Raw genomic sequence first — 16,291 nt, forward strand, 5'->3', positions numbered from 1 at the left:
GTGCCAGACAGACATGACCGCGCCCGATGCGCGAGCCTGTCTGGCGCAGCAACGACAAGAATTCAGAAATACCCCAAGCTATTTACATTCAGGAGTTAGACATGCCACTCGTATCCATGCGCCAGTTGCTGGACCATGCCGCCGAGAACAACTACGGTCTGCCGGCTTTCAACGTGAACAACCTCGAACAGGTTCAGGCCATCATGCAGGCCGCCGACGAGGTCAACGCCCCGGTGATCATGCAGGCATCGGCTGGCGCGCGCAAATACGCTGGCGAGCACTTCCTGCGCCACCTGATCGAAGCCGCTGTGGAAGCCTACCCGCACATCCCGGTGGTGATGCACCAGGATCACGGCCAGTCGCCGGCGATCTGCAAGGCCGCCATCGACCTGAACTTCTCGTCGGTGATGATGGACGGCTCGCTGAAGGAAGACGGCAAGACCCCGTCGGACTACGAGTACAACGTCGACGTGACCCGCAAGGTTGTGCAGATGGCCCACGCGCTGGGCGTGACCGTGGAAGGCGAACTGGGTTGCCTGGGCTCGCTGGAAACCGGTGAAGCCGGCGAGGAAGACGGCATTGGCGCCGAAGGCAAGCTCGATCACTCGATGCTGCTGACCGATCCGGAGCAGGCCGCCGACTTCGTCAAGGCCACCCAGCTCGACGCGCTGGCCATCGCCATCGGCACCTCGCACGGCGCGTACAAGTTCACGCGCAAGCCCACGGGCGACATCCTGGCCATCGGGCGCATCAAGGAAATCCACGCCCGCATTCCGAACACTCACCTGGTGATGCACGGTTCGTCGTCGGTGCCGCAGGAACTGCTGGCTGAAATCCGCCAGTTCGGTGGCGACATGAAGGAAACGTACGGCGTGCCCGTGGAGGAAATCCAGGAAGCGATCAAGTACGGCGTGCGCAAGATCAACATCGACACCGACATCCGTCTGGCGATGACCGGCGCGATCCGCCGCTTCTTCGTGGAGAACCCGAGCAAGTTCGACCCGCGCGAGTACCTGAAGCCGGCCCGCGAAGCCGCCAAGCTCGTGTGCAAGGCCCGCTACATCGCCTTCGGTTGCGAAGGCCAGGCCAGCAAGATCAAGGCCGTGTCGCTGACCGACGTTGCCCAGCAGTACAAGGCCGGCAAGCTCGCCCAGGTCGTGCAGTAAATTGTGTCGTTGCCCCGCCTGGTGCGGGGCTTTGCTACTTCATGGGGCTTCGCATCGCGCTCGAAGCCCCGCTTGTTTTTCAGCCGCAGCCGTTTTCACACCATGTCCGACGCCCTCTACGAATCCTCCATCCAGTCCCTGCCGCTGCTCGGCAAAGGCAAGGTCCGCGATAACTACGCTGTCGGCGACGACAAGCTGCTGATCGTGACCACCGACCGTCTGTCGGCCTTCGACGTGATCCTGGGCGAGCCGATTCCGGCCAAGGGCCGCGTGCTGAACCAGATGGCCAACTTCTGGTTCAAGAAGCTCGCGCACATCGTGCCGAACCATGAGACCGACGTGACCGCTGAGTCCGTGGTGGCGCCGAACGAGGTGGAGCAGGTGAAGGGCCGCGCCGTGGTGGTCAAGCGCCTGAAGCCGATCCTGGTGGAAGCGGTGGTGCGCGGCTATCTGGCCGGCAGCGGCTGGAAGGACTACCAGGCCACGGGCAAGGTGTGCGGTATCGCCCTGCCGGCCGGCCTGCAGAACGCGCAGAAGCTGCCCGAGCCGATCTTCACGCCGGCGGCCAAGGCCGAGATGGGCGAGCACGACGAGAACATCTCGTTCGATGAAGTCGAGGCCCGCATCGGCAAGGAACTGGCCGCGAAGATGCGTGACATCTCGATCCGCCTGTACAAGGAAGCCGCCGACTACGCCGCCACGCGCGGCATCATCATCGCCGACACGAAGTTCGAGTTCGGTCTGGACGAGAACGGCACGCTGACGCTGATGGACGAAGTGCTGACGGCCGACTCGTCGCGCTTCTGGCCGGCCGATTCGTATCAGGTGGGCACCAACCCGCCGTCGTTCGACAAGCAGTTCGTGCGTGACTGGCTCGAAGCCGTGCGCATCGACGGCAAGCCTTGGCCGAAGACCGCGCCGGCGCCGAAGCTGCCGGAAGACGTGGTGCAGAAGACCGCCGACAAGTACAAGGAAGCGCTGACCCGCCTGACCGGCGAAGCGCTGCAGTAAAGGCAGGAAGGGTAATTGAAGATGAGCAACGAATCGAAGCCTGTGGTTGGCGTGGTAATGGGCAGCAGTTCCGATTGGGACGTGATGCAGCACGCCGTGGCCATGCTCAAGGATTTCAACGTGCCGTTCGAAGCGCAGGTGGTATCGGCGCACCGGATGGCCGATGACATGTTCCGCTATGCCGAAGCGGCGCGTGGCCGCGGCATCCGCGCGATCATCGCCGGCGCCGGCGGTGCCGCGCACCTGCCGGGCATGATCGCCGCCAAGACCATCGTGCCGGTGTTCGGCGTGCCGGTGCCGTCAAAGTACCTGCGCGGCGAGGACTCGCTGTTGTCGATCGTGCAGATGCCGAAGGGTGTGCCCGTGGCCACCTTCGCCATCGGCGAGGCCGGCGCCGCCAACGCGGCGCTGCACGCGATCGCCACGCTGGCCACCACCGACGACGCGCTGGCCAGCGCGCTGGAAGTGTTCCGCGCCAAGCAGACCGAAGCCGCGCGCGCGATGACGCTGCCCGTATAACTTTCTGAAGTCTCACCGTAGCCTGAGCCATGCCGACCGATATCCATCCCCACCTGTCCGAAGCGCATACCCCCGAGTCGCGCGCCGAGTTCGGCGTGGACAGTCCGAACTCGCCGATCCTGCCAGGTGCCTGGCTCGGCATGCTCGGCGGCGGCCAGCTCGGCCGCATGTTCACGCACGCGGCGCAGTCGATGGGGTACCGCGTTTGCGTGCTCGATCCGGACCAGGACAGCCCGGCCGGCTCCGTGGCTGACCGGCACATCTGCGCGGCATACACCGACGATGCGGCGCTGGCTGAACTGTCCAGCCTGTGCGAGGCGGTGAGCACCGAGTTCGAGAACGTGCCGTCGATCTCGCTTGAGCGTCTGGAGGAAGCCGGCGTGTTCGTCGCGCCGCGCGGCTACTGCGTGTCGATCGCGCAGAACCGCATCGGCGAAAAGAAGTTCTTCGCCTCCTGTGCAGACCGTACCGGCGTGCCGCCGGCCCCGCACTGGGTGATCCAGCACGATGCCGACGTGGACCGGCTGCCTGATGAAGTGCTGCCGGGCATCCTGAAGACCGCGCGGATGGGCTACGACGGCAAGGGCCAGGCGCGCGTGAAGTCGCGCGAGGACGTGCGCGTCGCATGGAAGGCCATGCAGCATGTGCCGTGCGTGCTCGAGCGGATGCTGCCGCTGGCGTACGAGGTGTCGGTGCTGGCCGCGCGTGCCGCCGATGGCTCCACCGCCACGTGGCCGCTGGCCGAGAACGTGCACCGCGATGGCATCCTGTTTTCGACGACGATGCCTTCGACAAGCGTGTCGGACGATATTTCCCAACGCGCCCGCAACGCCGCGGCGACGATTGCTTCGGAAATGGGCTACGTCGGCGTGCTTTGCATTGAATTCTTCGTGCTGACCGATGGCACGCTGGTGGCCAATGAAATGGCGCCGCGCCCGCATAACTCGGGGCACATCACGATGGATGCTTGCGAGACCAGCCAGTTCGAGCAGCAGGTCCGCGCGATGGCTCGCCTGCCGCTGGGCAGCACCCGCCAGCATTCGGCCGGCAAGATGCTGAACCTGCTTGGCGACTGCTGGTTCGAGTTCGGCCTGGAGCGTACGCCCGCGTGGGATGAGGTGCTGGCACAGCCCGGCGCCAAGCTGCACCTCTATGGCAAGAACGATGCGCGCCCGTCGCGCAAGATGGGACACGTGAACTGCGTTGGCGACCACGCCGAAGCGGCTGACCGCACGTTCGATGCCGCCGCCAAGGCGCTGCACATCCCCAGCTGAAACCGGTAGTTCGCGATGTCTTCACGCATGCCCACCGCCGCGGAGCTGGAAGAAGCTGTTCGCCTGCTCGAAGCCGGCGAGCTCGTGGCCTTCCCGACCGAGACCGTCTACGGTCTCGGTGCCGATGCCGAGAATCCTGAAGCCGTGGCGCGTATCTTCGCCGCCAAGGGTCGTCCGTCGAACCATCCGGTGATCGTTCACGTGGTCGATGGCGCCGATGTCGGCTACTGGAGCGACGACGTACCCGACGCCGCGCAGAAGCTGATCGATGCGTTCTGGCCCGGTCCGCTGACGATCATCCTGACACGCGCCGCCCACATCCCGGCAGCGGTTGCCGGTGGGCAGGACAGCATCGGTTTGCGCTGCCCGTCGCATCCGGTGGCGCAGGCGCTGCTGTCGCGCTTCCGCCGTGGCCGTGGTGGCATTGCTGCGCCATCGGCCAACAAGTTCGGCCAGGTCAGCCCGACCACGGCCGAGCATGTGCGCGACGAGTTCGGTGGATCGGTCTATGTGCTCGAAGGCGATGGCGTGGACGTTGGCATCGAATCGTCGATCGTCGATCTGTCCCGCCTGGATACGGCTGGCCCGGTGCTGCTGCGCCCGGGCGCGATCACGGCGGCGATGATGGCCGACGTGCTCGGCACCATGCCGCTACCGCCGGATGCCGCCGCGCCGCGCGCATCGGGCACGCTCAAGGCCCACTACGCGCCCCGCACCACGCTGACGCTGGCCCAGGCCGATGCCTTGCCGCAGTACCTGCATGGGCTGTCCGCCGATGGCAGGCTGGCCTGGGTGGGTCGCGCGCCGGCAACCAGCGATCCGCGCTGCACGTTCGTTGAAGCACCGGCCACGCCGGACGCTTATGCGCAGGAGCTGTACCGGCTGTTGCGCCGGCTCGACAAGGAAGGATTCCAGCGGCTGGTGTTCGAACCCTTGCCGGAGAGTCCCGAGTGGGACGGGGTGCGAGACCGGTTGGGTCGCGCCGCGGCTGCGTTCGAGGATTGCTGAGGTTAGGGGGAAGGCGGAGGAAGGCGGGGAGAGGGCCAGGCGCTCCATCCCCCACCATGCCTGTCACAAAACCCTCACCTCAAGGCGTGCCCTTATACACCCACTGCATCAACGCATCGTGCGCCTCCTGCGCTCCCGATGCGTTCGGGTGATTGATATACGCCACCACCACATAACGCTGCCCGTCGAGCGCGTCGACGTAGCCCGCCAGCGCGCGTACATCCTGTAGCGTGCCCGTCTTCAGGTAGGCATTGCCGGCCGCATTGGCGCGGGTCAGGCGATTGCGCAGCGTGCCATCCACGCCGAGGATCGGCAGGGAGTCCATCAGCACCGGCCCAACATTGCTGGCCAGTGCCTGTTGCAGCAGGCGCGCCATGTCATAAGCGCTGATCCGTTCCTCGCGCGACAATCCCGAGCCGTTCTCCAGTACCAGATCCGGCATGTCCAGCCCCTGGCGCGATAGCCAGCGCTTGATCACGCGTGTCGACTTCTCGGTGCTGGCCGGGCCGCTCCGGTCGATCTCCGCGCCAATCGTCAGGAAGAGCTGACGTGCCATCACGTTGTTCGAGAACTTGTTGATGTCGCGCACGATCTCGCCGAGCGGCTGGCCGTAGTGCCGCGCCAGCAGGAACGCGCTGCGCGGCACGGTGCCGCCGCGCAGTCCGGGCGGACGCACGAAGCGGCCACCCGCCGCCTGCCATTCGGCCACGAAGCCGCCCCAGATGAAATCGCTGTGCGAGAGTGTGGCCAGGTTGACCACGTGTTCGCCACAATCGGCGGAGTAGTTGCCGTCGAACGCGGCGACGATGGTGCCGTCTGACTGCGGCGTGATGCTTGGGTTGGCACGTGCGCGCCAGTCACCGCAACGGCCGTTGACCAGCGTCAGGCGGTTATCCACACGCAATTGCGCCAGCGCCGGCGTGACGGCCACGTCGACGGCGCGGCCGGCGGCGTCGGGCGTGATCGTGAAGGTGAGCGTCTTGAAGGCATAAAGCAGCGCATCAGGATTGACGTTGTAGGCGCGTTGCGTCTCGCCATCGATCGTGTAGCTGTTGTCCTGGGTATCCGCGAAGAAGCTGCGGTCGAGCACGAGATCGCCGTTGATGGCCGTCGCGCCAGTCGATCGCGCCGTGTTGACCAGCTTGGCCATTTCCTCGGGCACCAGCTTCGGGTCTCCCCGGCCGCGCAGATAGACGTTGCCGTTGATCACCCCGTCCGGGCCCGGCTGGCCATCGGCGTAGAGCGAAGTGAGCCAGCGATAGTCGGGCCCGAGCAACTGCAGTCCGGCGAACGTGGTGACCAGCTTCATCGTCGACGCCGGGTTCATCGGCGCCTCGGCGTTCCAGCTCACACGCGGGCGCGGCGCGCCGACCTTGATCACGTAGAAGCTTGCTGCCGACAGTGGCACATGCGCGCGGCGCAGCGCCGTGGTGACAGTGGCGGGCAGGCCGGTGCGCGCGGCGGCCGGGTCCGCGGCTTCTGCACTGACGCGCTGGACCGACGGTTTGGTGGCTTTGACGGATTTGACGGGTTTGGCCTGGGCTCCAGTCAGGCCGAAGGCGAGCAGCGCGACCGTTGCGATAACGGGAGACAGGCTGCGGCGGAGCAGGGAGGGGCGGATTGGCATGGCGCTCATGTTAACGCATGGCCCATGCCCGATGGATGACGTGAATGCGGCCATTTTCGACCGCTTCCGGCCGCATTTTGTTGCTGAGGTCGACCGCACGTCGCACGGTCGGATTTCCGCGGTTCCTAGTTGGCCGACGGGCAATCGGCAGGCTGGCTATCCTCCTTCGCCTTGAGGCCAGGGATCGGGAAGACCGCGTCATAGACCCAGTTGTAGACCAGCGCGTAGACCATGTAGAAGCCGGCCACGGCGATGTCCATGATGAACGCGTCGAGCAGGGTCATGTCGAGGTACCACGCCACCGATGGCAGGAACACGAGCAGCAGGCCACCCTCGAACAGGATTGCGTGCAGCACGCGAATCGCCGGCGTCTTCCGGAGTTGGCCGGTGAAGCGCAGCATCCCGCGGTCGAAGAGGATGTTGTAGACGTAATTCCAGACGGCAGCGATCAGTGACGCGACCGCGCCCACCAGACCCATCTTGTGCAGCGCGTAGCCAAATACCAGGCTGGCAAGCGGGGCGAAGATCAGCAACCCGATCAGCTCGAAACCGACGGTGTGACGGATCCGGTCTGCGGTGGTGCGCATGAAGCTCTCCTTTGTGAAACGATGGAGCGCATTCTATCGGCAGGACAGCTAATCGCAAGTTGGGTAGTATCGGTTATTCCGATAGAAGGGGATTCCCCCTGCGACCGGCTTTCGCCACCGTCTGCCCCCGTCGCCCCCTCCTGCTTGTGCGAGAGGGGAGAAAGCCAACGAGAACGCACACCATGAGCCTGTCCCTCGAACAGTTGCAAGCCTTTGCCGCCGCAGCCGAGACCGGATCCTTCTCCGCGGCGGCCCGCCAACTTGGCAAGGCACAGTCCGTCGTCAGCGCCGCCGTCGCCAATCTGGAGATCGACCTCGGCAATGCGCTGTTCGACCGCACCGCCCGTTACCCGGTCCTGACGCCGGCCGGCGAGCGGCTGCTGGTCGAGGCGCGTGTGATTTTGGAGCGTTGCGAGCACTTTCGGGGCGTTGCCAAGAGCCTGGGCGAAGGTGTCGAGTCCCGCCTCACGCTGGCCGTCGACGAGCTATATCCGGAAGAGACCCTTGGCGTGCTGCTCGACGAGTTCTCGCAACGCTTCCCGTCGGTCGAACTCGAACTGCTGTTCCCGCTGATGGAGGACGTGAGCCGGCTGGTGCTGAGCCAGTGCGCGGACCTCGGCATCATGTGGCGCCAGGAGATCCTGCCGCCCGAACTCGGCTTCCATGCGCTGGGCTGGGTGCCGATGCCGATCATCTGCGCGCCCGACCATCCCCTTGCCGCCCAGCCGCGCGTGGACTTCGAAGAGTTGAAACGCTACCGGCAGTTGATGGTGGCCACGCGCAGCGACAGCGAGGAAAAGAAACGGCTGCGTGTGGCGGCCGAAGTCTGGTGGGTGGAAAGCCAGTGGGTGATCGTCGAACTGGTCAAGCGCAAGCTCGGCTGGGCGTTTGTGCCCTGGCACGTGGCGGCCAACTCGCCCGCCGCTGCCGGGCTGGTATCGCCGCAGCTGACCTTCCAGGATCAGGACTGGCCCGTGGCGATGGAAATCGTGTGGCACAAGCAGCGGCCGCTGGGCAAGGCGGCCACATGGTTGCGGGAGCGGGTCAGTCAGCAGCCGTTGCCGATGCCGGAGGGGCGGTAGCGCGCTGCAGCGCCGCTACCGAGTCCGCTATTGAGTCCGCTATTGAGTCCGCCACCGAGTCTGTTATTGCGCTGTCGAAGCGGGCGCGGTAGCCGGCGGGGCGCTATCGGCCTTCCCCACCTCCATATCCGGCCCATGCCATCCGCCGCCAAGTGCCTTGATCAGCGTGACGGCCGCGGTGTACTGCCGCCCCATGATCGTCAATGTGGTGTTCTCCGCCGTATAGGCCGCGGTCTGGGCCGTCAGCACATCCAGCAACGCTGCAGTGCCGGCCTTGTAGCGGTTGTTGACCAGCGAAAGCGCTTCGCGTGCCGAGCGCAGCGCGTCGTTCTGGACGATCGACTCCTGTTCGAGCACGCGGGCCGAGGCGAGGTTGTCCTCGACCTCCTGGAACGCGCCCAGCACAGTTTGCCGATAGTTCGCCACGGTCTGGTCGTACTGAGCCACCGCAATCGCTGTATTGGCACGGCGCAGGCCGCCGTCGAACACGGTGCCGGCCAGACCGGCACCGATTGACCAGACACGGTCGGGCAGGGAGAGCCAGCGCGCCAGGGTACTGGCCGTCAACCCGCCTGTGGCGGATAGGGAGAGCGTCGGGTAGTAGGCCGCCTCGGCCACGCCAATATTGGCGTTCGCAGATGCCATGCGCCGTTCTGCCGCCGAGATATCGGGGCGGCGTTCCAGCAACTGCGATGGCACGGCCACCGGTACGCGCGGAATCGTGTCGCGGTTGTCGACGGTCGCCACGGTCAGGTCCGCCGGGGGTTTGCCGACCAGTACCGCGATGGCATGTTCGAGCTGCTGCCGAGTGATCTGAATATCGAGTTGCTGTGCTTGCGCGGACTTGAGCTGGGTTTCCGACTGCAGCACGTCCGAGCGTTGCGCGGTGCCCGCCTTGTACTGGTTCTGCACGAGCTGCAGCGACTTCGCGTAGTCGGCCACGGTGCGGTCCAGCAGCGCGTGCTGGGCGTCCGCCACGCGCAGCAGGAAGTAGCTCTGCGCCAGCGTTGCCTGCGTGGAGAGCAGGATCGAAGCCAGGTCGGCCTCGCTGGCCTGCGCGCCGGCCTGGGCGCTTTCCACCTGCCTGCGCACACGGCCCCACACGTCGATTTCCCAGTTGGCGGACAGCGTCAGGTTCTGGCCGTTGATGATCTGGCCATTGCCGCCTGTCGCGCCGCGCGAGACGCCGGCATTGGCGCCGACCGTCGGGAAGTAGCCCGCGCGTGCCGCGGATAGCGATGCCGTGGCCTGGCGATACTGTGCTTCCGCCGCCTTGATGTTCTGGTTCGATATTTTGACCTGAGACATCAGCGCGTCGAGCACGGGATCGTCGAACACGCGCCACCAGTCGGGGCGCGCCATGATGTCCTGCGGCTCGGCGGTTTTCCAGTCGCCGGTCCATGCGGGCATGTCCTCGCTGGCTTCCTTGAAAGCCTTGGGCACGGGCGCATCGGGCCGCTGGTAATCAGGGCCGACCGCACAACCGGTCAGCAGGGCACAAGCCAGCGCAACGACGGTGAACGAGAATTGGCTTCGAGACATGGCAATTGCCTTCATCAGTGTTCGAGGCGCGGCGTGGTGCCGCTTGCCTGGGTGCGACGACGCTCGCGCCAGGCCTTGACCTTGAGGCGCCAGCGATCCAGCGTGAGGTAAACCACAGGCGTGGTGTACAGCGTCAGCAACTGGCTGACGAGCAGGCCGCCGACGATCGAGATACCGAGCGGCGCGCGCAGTTCGGCGCCATCGCCGCGGCCCAGTGCCAGCGGAATCGCGCCCAGCATCGCTGCCATCGTGGTCATCATGATCGGGCGGAAACGGAGCAGGCAGGCGCGGTAGATCGCGTCGCGCGGGCTCAGGCCGTCACGCCGCTCGGCGTCGATCGCGAAGTCGATCATCATGATCGCGTTCTTCTTCACGATGCCGATCAGCAGGATCACGCCGATCAGCGCGATGATGCTGAACTCGGTCTTGAACAGCAGCAGGGCCAGCAGCGCGCCCACGCCCGCCGACGGCAGCGTCGACAGGATCGTCAGCGGATGAACGTAGCTCTCGTACAGGATGCCCAGCACGATGTAGATCGTGATGATCGCCGCCAGAATCAGGATCGGCTGGCTCTTGAGCGAATCCTGGAACGCCTTGGCGCCACCCGCGAAATTGGCCTGTAACGTCTCCGGCGCGCCGATCCGCGCGAGCGCATCCTTGATCGCGTCGGTAGCCTGCGACAGCGAATAGCCTTCGGCCAGGTTGAACGAGATCGTCGACGCCGCGAACTGGCCCTGGTGGTTCACGCCGAGCGGCGTGCTGGTCGGCATCACACGCGTGAAGGCCGCGAGCGGCACGCGCTTGCCACCGCCGGTGACGACATAGACATCCTGCAGCGCGTGCGGCCCCTGCAGATACTCGGAACTGAGCTCCATCACCACGCGGTACTGGTTGAGCGGGTGGTAGATCGTCGAGACCAGGCGCTGCCCAAAGGCATCGTTGAGGATCGCGTCGATCTGCTGCGCGCTGACGCCGAGCTTCGACGCGGTGTCGCGGTCGATGATCACTGACGTCTGCAGGCCTTTGTCATTGGTATCGGTGTCGACGTCCTCGATGCCCTTGATGTTCGAAATTGCCGCGCGAACCTTTGGCTCCCACTCGCGCAGCACGTCCAGGTCATCGGACTGCAGCGTGAACTGGTATTGCGAACTGCTCTGTCGCCCACCGACGCGGATATCCTGCACCGACTGCAGGAACAGGCTGGCGCCTGGCTCCTTCGCCAGCTTGCCACGCAGCCGCGCGATGATTGCATCGGCGGATTCCTTGCGCTCGGACAGCGGCTTCAGCGTGACGAACATCTGTCCCGTATTGCGCTGCGAGCCGCCCGTGAAGCCGACCACGTTGACCACGGCCGGGTCGGTCTGGACGATCTGGATAAAGTTGTCGAGCTTGGTGCGCATCGCCTGGAACGATGTGGCCTGGTCCGCGCGGATGAAGCCGATCAGGCGGCCCGTGTCCTGCTGCGGGAAGAAGCCCTTTGGCACGATCACGTAGAGCCAGACGTTCAGTGCCACCGTGGCCAGCAGAACGATCCAGACCAACGTGCTATGGCGCAACGCCGCGCCCAGCGTGCGTGCGTAGGCCTGCTGCATCCATGTGAAGACGTGCTCGGTTGCGCGATGAAAACGGCCCTGGGATTCTTCACGCACCGGGCGCAGCAGCCGTGCGCACATCATCGGCGTGGTGGTCAGCGACACGACCAGCGACACCAGGATGGCGACCGACAGCGTGATCGCGAACTCCTGGAACAGCCGGCCGACGATGCCACCCATCAGCAGCAGCGGGATGAACACGGCGATCAGCGAGAGACTCATCGACAGCACCGTGAAGCCGACCTCGCGCGCGCCGCGCAAGGCGGCGGCCAGCGGCTTCATGCCTTCCTCGATATGGCGCGAGATGTTTTCCAGCACCACGATCGCATCGTCGACCACAAAGCCCGTGGCGATGGTCAGCGCCATCAGCGAAAGATTGTTCAGCGAGAACCCGGCCAGGTACATCACCGAGAACGTGCCGACCAGCGATACCGGCACCGCCACACTCGGAATCAGCGTGGCCCGCACGTTGCGCAGGAACAGGAACACGACCATGACCACCAGAGCCACCGAGATGATCAGCGTCTGTTCCACCTCGCGCAGCGAGGCGCGGATGGTGGGTGTGCGGTCCATCATCACGTCCATCGAGATCGCGGCCGGGATCATCTTGCCCAACTGCGGCAGGATGTCGTTGACGCGGTCCACGGTCTCGATGATGTTGGCGCCGGGCGAACGGTTCAGCACCAGTAGCACCGATGGCTTGCCGTTGGCAGAGCCGGCATTGCGGATGTCCTGTACCGAGTCGACCACATTGGCCACGTCCTGCAGGCGGATTGGCACCGCGAAGCCGTTTGGCCCCTTCGCGCCGTTGCTGCCGCCGGTGGCGCCCGTGGTGATCGTCGTGGTGCCGCTGCTGGTGGTGATGGTGGTCGTGGTGACGCCGTTGACGGTCTTCGTGCTGACGTTGCCGCCGGCGGCGGCGTTGGCGGTGCTGGCGATCAGTGCGCCGGCCGACGCGGACGAGTACGTGCCCGGTGTCGCGTAGCGGATGATCAGCGGCATATAGTCCTTGGCCGCCATCGCCTGATCGTTGGCATAGACCTGCCACGCGTTGTTGCTGTTCTCCAGCACGCCGAGCGGCCGGTTGGCGTTGGTGGCGCTGATGGTGTTGCGGACGTCTTCCAGCGAGATGCCGTACTTGTTCAGTGACGTGGGATTCAGCTCCACCCGCACGGCCGGCAGCGAGGAGCCGCCGATGGTCACCTGCCCGACACCTTCCACCTGCGAGAGCTTCTGCGCGAGGATCGTCGACGCCGCATCGTAGAGCTGGCCGCGTGACATCGTCTGCGATGTCAGGCCGATGATCATGATCGGCGCGTCGGCCGGGTTGACCTTGCGATAGGTCGGGTTGTTCGGCAGGCTCGTGGGCAGCGTGGCGCGCGATGCATTGATCGCCGCCTGCACGTCGCGGGCCGCGCCGTCGATGTTGCGCGACAGGTCGAACTGCAGCGTCACGCGTGTGGAGCCGAGCGAGCTGGTCGACGTGATTTCCGTGACACCGGCAATCGTCCCCAGCGCGCGTTCGAGCGGCGTGGCCACCGTGGCGGCCATCGTCTCGGGGCTGGCGCCGGGCAGTGACGCAGACACCGAGATGGTGGGGAAGTCCACCTGTGGCAGCGGCGAGACTGGCAGCAGCCGGAACGCCGCGATGCCCGCCAGCAGAATGCCGATGGTCAGCAGCGCAGTGGCAACCGGGCGATGGATGAAGGTGGCCGACAGATTCATCAGACGTTCGGCTCCTGCGGACGGTGCGACGGCTGGCCGCCATCCTCTCCGGTGCCGCCTTCATCGGGGTCGCCAAAGCGGTTGCGGCGCCAGGCCTTCAGGCGGATCGCGACGCGGTCGAACGCCAGGTAGATCACCGGCGTGGTGAACAGCGTCAGCACCTGGCTGACGAGCAGGCCACCCACCATCGTGATACCCAGCGGACGGCGCAGTTCCGAGCCGATGCCCGTGCCGAGCATCATCGGCAACGCAGCCAGCAGTGCGGCCATGGTCGTCATCAGGATCGGGCGGAAGCGCAGCAGGCAGGCCTGGAAGATCGCATCGCGCGGCTTCATGCCGCCTTCGCGTTCGGCCTCGAGCGCGAAGTCGATCATCATGATTGCGTTCTTCTTCACGATACCGATCAGCAGGATGATGCCGATGATCGCGATGATGCCGATATCCTGCCCCGACACCAGCAGCGCCAGCAGGGCGCCGACGGCGGCCGACGGCAGCGTCGAGAGGATGGTTACCGGATGGATCGTGCTTTCATACAGCACACCGAGCACGATGTACATCGTGACCACAGCGGCCAGGATCAGCCACAGCGTGTTGGAGAGCGACGCGCGGAAGGCGAGGGCGGCGCCCTGGAACTCGGTGGCCATCGAGATTGGCAGGCCAATCTCGCTCTCGACCTTGGTGATCTTGTCCACCGCCGCGCCAAGCGATTCGCCCGGCGCGAGGTTGAACGAGATCGTCGCGGACGGGAACTGGCCCTGGTGATTGATCACGAGCGGGCCGGTGCGCTCCGAGATGTGCGCGATCGACCCGAGCGGCACCTGGCCGCCAGACGACGACGGCAGGCGCAGCGCGGACAGCGACTCCGGGCTCACCCGGAACTGCGGCATCGTTTCCAGCACCACGCGATACTGGCTCGACTGGGTGAAGATCGTCGAGACCAGCCGCTGGCCGAACGCGCTGTAGAGCGCGCTGTCGATGACCGCGGTGGTGATGCCGAAACGCGCGGCGGCGTCGCGGTCGATCTCCACGTAGGCGCGCAGGCCGTTGTTCTGCTGGTCGCTGGCCACGTCGCGCAGTTCCGGCTCCTGCTTCAGTCGCTCGATCAGCTTCGGTACCCATTCGGCCAGCACGGCCGGATCCGGGTCCTCGACGGTGAACTGGTATTGCGTGCGAGCCACGCGGTCCTCGATTGTCAGGTCCTGCACCGGCTGCATGTACAGCGCCACGCCGCCAAGTTTCTGCACCGAGGCCTGCAGCCGGTCGGTCACGACTGCCATCGAGTCGCGTTCGTCCTTCGGCTTCAGGTTGATGATCATGCGGCCCGCGTTGATCGTCGTGTTGGTGCCGTCGACACCAATGAACGACGACACGCTTTCGACGGCGGGATCTTCAAGAATCACCTTCTGCACCGCCTCCTGCTTGCGGCCCATCGACTGGAACGAACTGGTCTGCGAGGCTTCGGTGATCGCCTGGATCATGCCCGTGTCCTGCACCGGGAAGAAGCCCTTGGGCACCACCACGTAGAGCAGGCCGGTCAGCACCAGCGTGCCCACGGCGACGAGCAGCGTGGCCGTCTGGCGTCCGAGCACCCAGTTCAGCGCGCGGCCATATTGTTCGATCACGCTGTCGAAGAAGCGGCCCGTGACCACGTGGAAGCGGGACATTTCGCTCTCCGGCACGTGACGCAGCAGGCGCGCGCACATCATCGGCGTCAGCGTCAGGGAAACCACTGCGGAGATCAGGATCGACACGGCGAGCGTGATGGCGAACTCGCGGAACAGGCGGCCGACCACGTCGCCCATGAACAGCAGCGGAATCAGCACGGCCACCAGCGAGAACGTCAGCGAGATGATGGTGAAGCCGATCTGTTTCGAGCCCTTCAGCGCCGCTTCCATCGGCGGATCGCCTTCCTCGATGTAGCGCATGATGTTCTCGATCATCACGATGGCGTCGTCCACCACGAAGCCGGTGGCGATGGTCAGCGCCATCAGCGTGAGGTTGTTGATCGAGAAGCCGGCCATGTACATCACGCCGAACGTGCCCACCAGCGACAGCGGCACCGCCACGCCCGGGATGATTGTGGCGGACAGGTTGCGCAGGAAGATGAAGATCACCATCACCACCAGCGCGACGGCCAGCAGCAGTTCGAACTCGACGTCCTTGACCGAGGCGCGGATCGTGGTGGTGCGGTCGGTCAGCTGCTGCACCTGCACGGAGGCCGGCAGCGACGCCCGCAACTGCGGCATCAGCGTCTTGATGCGGTCGACCACCTCGATCACATTGGCGCCGGGCTGGCGCTGGATGTTCAGCACGATGGCCGGCTTGGCGTTGGCCCATGCGGCCAGGCGGCTGTTTTCGGCCGCATCGACGATGTCGGCCACGTCGGTGATGCGGATCGGCGCGCCGTTCTGGTAGCCGATGATGATCTGCTTGTACTCGTCGGCCGACCTGAGCTGGTCGTTGGCGTCGATCGTCGACGCGCGCGCGGGGCCGTCGAAACTGCCCTTGGCGCCGTTCACGTTCGCATTGCCGATGGCGGTGCGCAGGTCGTCGATCGACATGCCGAGGTTGGCCAGGGCCGTCGGGTTGGCCTGGATGCGCACGGCGGGGCGCTGGCCCCCGCTGATCGTGACCAGACCCACGCCCTGGATCTGCGAGATCTTGGCGGCCACGCGCGTGTCGACCATGTCCTGCAGCTTGGGCAGCGGCAGTGTGTCGGACGTCATCGCCAGCGTCATGATCGGCGCGTCGGCCGGGTTGACCTTGCTGTAGATCGGCGGCATTGGCAGGTCTGCCGGGAGCAGGTTGCTGCCCGCGTTGATGGCGGCCTGCACCTCCTGTTCGGCCACGTCGAGCGACAGTGTCAGCTCGAACTGCAGCGTGATCACCGATGCGCCGCCGGAGGACGAGGACGACATCTGCTTGAGGCCAGGCATCTGGCCGAACTGGCGTTCCAGCGGCGCGGTGACCGACGAGGTCATCACATCGGGGCTGGCGCCTGGGTAGAGCGTGGTGACCTGGATGGTCGGGTAGTCCACCTCGGGCAGGGCCGAGAGCGGCAGCAGCCGGAATGCGACCAGCCCCGACAGCAGGATGGCCACCATCAGCAGCGCCGTGGCGACTGGCCGCTCGATAAAGATGCGTGAGGGATTCATGCC

General features: G+C 65.6%; 11 protein-coding genes. 6 read left to right on the forward strand and 5 right to left on the reverse strand.

Annotation, left to right across the window (positions count from 1 at the left end; genetic code table 11):
* Nucleotides 1–101 precede the first annotated feature (101 nt).
* The 5 genes from fba to K6G35_RS02490 all read left to right on the forward strand — a co-directional run bounded on the left by fba (nucleotide 102) and on the right by K6G35_RS02490 (nucleotide 4,978).
* Nucleotides 102–1,166, forward strand: coding sequence for a class II fructose-bisphosphate aldolase (gene fba, locus K6G35_RS02470; protein WP_008652148.1), 1,065 nt, complete (start codon nucleotides 102–104; stop codon nucleotides 1,164–1,166).
* Between the two features lie 102 nt (nucleotides 1,167–1,268).
* Nucleotides 1,269–2,177, forward strand: coding sequence for a phosphoribosylaminoimidazolesuccinocarboxamide synthase (locus K6G35_RS02475; RefSeq protein ID WP_008652147.1), 909 nt, complete (start codon nucleotides 1,269–1,271; stop codon nucleotides 2,175–2,177).
* Between the two features lie 21 nt (nucleotides 2,178–2,198).
* A complete protein-coding gene (gene purE, locus K6G35_RS02480; RefSeq protein ID WP_035881410.1) occupies nucleotides 2,199–2,696 on the forward strand; it encodes a 5-(carboxyamino)imidazole ribonucleotide mutase in 498 nt (165 codons plus the stop codon).
* A 29-nt stretch (nucleotides 2,697–2,725) separates the two neighbouring features.
* Nucleotides 2,726–3,970 carry a 5-(carboxyamino)imidazole ribonucleotide synthase gene (locus K6G35_RS02485; RefSeq protein ID WP_008652145.1) on the forward strand — a complete coding sequence of 415 codons (1,245 nt, stop codon included), beginning with the start codon at nucleotides 2,726–2,728 and terminating at the stop codon, nucleotides 3,968–3,970.
* Between the two features lie 15 nt (nucleotides 3,971–3,985).
* A complete protein-coding gene (locus K6G35_RS02490; RefSeq protein WP_495676041.1) occupies nucleotides 3,986–4,978 on the forward strand; it encodes an L-threonylcarbamoyladenylate synthase in 993 nt (330 codons plus the stop codon).
* 79 nt (nucleotides 4,979–5,057) lie between these two features.
* Here the strand turns inward: K6G35_RS02490 and dacB are convergent, their stop codons facing one another.
* Nucleotides 5,058–6,614, reverse strand: coding sequence for a D-alanyl-D-alanine carboxypeptidase/D-alanyl-D-alanine endopeptidase (gene dacB, locus K6G35_RS02495; RefSeq protein ID WP_495676042.1), 1,557 nt, complete (start codon nucleotides 6,612–6,614; stop codon nucleotides 5,058–5,060).
* A 116-nt stretch (nucleotides 6,615–6,730) separates the two neighbouring features.
* Nucleotides 6,731–7,192: a PACE efflux transporter gene (locus K6G35_RS02500; RefSeq protein WP_495676043.1), complete on the reverse strand. Its 462-nt coding sequence runs from the start codon at nucleotides 7,190–7,192 to the stop codon at nucleotides 6,731–6,733.
* Nucleotides 7,193–7,374: 182 nt separating this feature from the next.
* On the opposite strand from K6G35_RS02500, the gene K6G35_RS02505 reads away from it, so the two are divergent.
* Nucleotides 7,375–8,274, forward strand: a complete 900-nt coding sequence (locus K6G35_RS02505; protein ID WP_017513146.1) for a LysR family transcriptional regulator — start codon at nucleotides 7,375–7,377, stop codon at nucleotides 8,272–8,274.
* 63 nt (nucleotides 8,275–8,337) lie between these two features.
* Here K6G35_RS02505 and K6G35_RS02510 read toward each other — a convergent pair whose 3' ends face one another.
* The 3 genes from K6G35_RS02510 to K6G35_RS02520 are packed head-to-tail and all read right to left on the reverse strand — an operon-like array spanning nucleotide 8,338 to nucleotide 16,288.
* Nucleotides 8,338–9,831 carry an efflux transporter outer membrane subunit gene (locus tag K6G35_RS02510; protein WP_495676044.1) on the reverse strand — a complete coding sequence of 498 codons (1,494 nt, stop codon included), beginning with the start codon at nucleotides 9,829–9,831 and terminating at the stop codon, nucleotides 8,338–8,340.
* On the reverse strand, nucleotides 9,831–13,133 hold the full coding sequence (locus K6G35_RS02515) for an efflux RND transporter permease subunit (protein ID WP_495676045.1): 3,303 nt from the start codon (nucleotides 13,131–13,133) through the stop codon (nucleotides 9,831–9,833). Before K6G35_RS02515 ends, K6G35_RS02510 begins: the two co-directional genes overlap by 1 nt.
* On the reverse strand, nucleotides 13,133–16,288 hold the full coding sequence (locus tag K6G35_RS02520) for an MdtB/MuxB family multidrug efflux RND transporter permease subunit (RefSeq protein WP_186425986.1): 3,156 nt from the start codon (nucleotides 16,286–16,288) through the stop codon (nucleotides 13,133–13,135). Before K6G35_RS02520 ends, K6G35_RS02515 begins: the two co-directional genes overlap by 1 nt.
* Between the last annotated feature and the right edge of the window lie 3 nt (nucleotides 16,289–16,291).

It is taken from the genome of Cupriavidus sp. HY129 (genome assembly GCF_059492215.1).

Bases quoted from the DNA above. Each gene is read 5' to 3' on its own strand.
- fba (WP_008652148.1), top strand. From the start codon at position 102: ATGCCACTCGTATCCATGCGCCAGTTGCTGGACCATGCCGCCGAGAAC.
- K6G35_RS02475 (WP_008652147.1), top strand. From the start codon at position 1,269: ATGTCCGACGCCCTCTACGAATCCTCCATCCAGTCCCTGCCGCTGCTC.
- purE (WP_035881410.1), top strand. From the start codon at position 2,199: ATGAGCAACGAATCGAAGCCTGTGGTTGGCGTGGTAATGGGCAGCAGT.
- K6G35_RS02485 (WP_008652145.1), top strand. From the start codon at position 2,726: ATGCCGACCGATATCCATCCCCACCTGTCCGAAGCGCATACCCCCGAG.
- K6G35_RS02490 (WP_495676041.1), top strand. From the start codon at position 3,986: ATGTCTTCACGCATGCCCACCGCCGCGGAGCTGGAAGAAGCTGTTCGC.
- dacB (WP_495676042.1), bottom strand. From the start codon at position 6,614: ATGAGCGCCATGCCAATCCGCCCCTCCCTGCTCCGCCGCAGCCTGTCT.
- K6G35_RS02500 (WP_495676043.1), bottom strand. From the start codon at position 7,192: ATGCGCACCACCGCAGACCGGATCCGTCACACCGTCGGTTTCGAGCTG.
- K6G35_RS02505 (WP_017513146.1), top strand. From the start codon at position 7,375: ATGAGCCTGTCCCTCGAACAGTTGCAAGCCTTTGCCGCCGCAGCCGAG.
- K6G35_RS02510 (WP_495676044.1), bottom strand. From the start codon at position 9,831: ATGAAGGCAATTGCCATGTCTCGAAGCCAATTCTCGTTCACCGTCGTT.
- K6G35_RS02515 (WP_495676045.1), bottom strand. From the start codon at position 13,133: ATGAATCTGTCGGCCACCTTCATCCATCGCCCGGTTGCCACTGCGCTG.
- K6G35_RS02520 (WP_186425986.1), bottom strand. From the start codon at position 16,288: ATGAATCCCTCACGCATCTTTATCGAGCGGCCAGTCGCCACGGCGCTG.